Origin of the sequence: Pseudomonas sp. P7779, from assembly GCF_013386315.1 — a bacterium.
Classification (GTDB): domain Bacteria; phylum Pseudomonadota; class Gammaproteobacteria; order Pseudomonadales; family Pseudomonadaceae; genus Aquipseudomonas.
Genome location: NZ_JACARZ010000232.1, coordinates 1 through 576, shown reverse-complemented (window position 1 = coordinate 576; position 576 = coordinate 1). Strand labels below are relative to the sequence as shown.

At 64.9% G+C, this 576-nt stretch carries 1 pseudogene; it reads right to left on the bottom strand.

Features of this window, described 5'->3' with window-relative positions:
• Positions 1 to 576: pseudogene (locus tag HX869_RS31340) on the bottom strand (alpha/beta fold hydrolase); the annotation flags it as partial.

Sequence of the window (576 nt, the reverse complement as noted above, 5' to 3'; positions counted from 1 at the left end):
AATGATTCCCCGGCCCATACCAAACCTCCAACACCCCCACGCACCCGCGCCACCCCTCAACCATCAACCCCTGCTCCCGCTGATTACCCGCCGCATCGAGGGTCGGATCCTCCGCCAACACCAACCGCACCACCCCCTCATACCGCCGACCAGGCCGATAAACCGTGCGCAACGCCGACGCATACGTGCGCGCCGGCCCATACATGGCATCCACCGAAGACCGCGCCGGCAACAACCCAACCCCCACCATCCCCTCATGCAACAACCGCCGCTGCTCCACTTCATCGCGCCCGGCAAAATCCACCGCATCAATCCCAAGCGACTTACCCGAAGCCACCTGCATCGACTCCACCAACCGCAACAACGCCGCCGTCGTGGTATAGGGCCGGCCCCCTCACGCCCCTGAGCCTGCAACCGCGTGGCCATCTCGAACACCACCCAACCGCCAAACGAATGCCCCACCAAATGCACTGGCCCCGAAGGACATTCCTGCTCCAGGGCCTGCAAATAACAGCGCGCCGCCGCCTCAACCTGGCTATGGGGCACCACCTCCCCATCCAGCCCACGGGGCTGCAA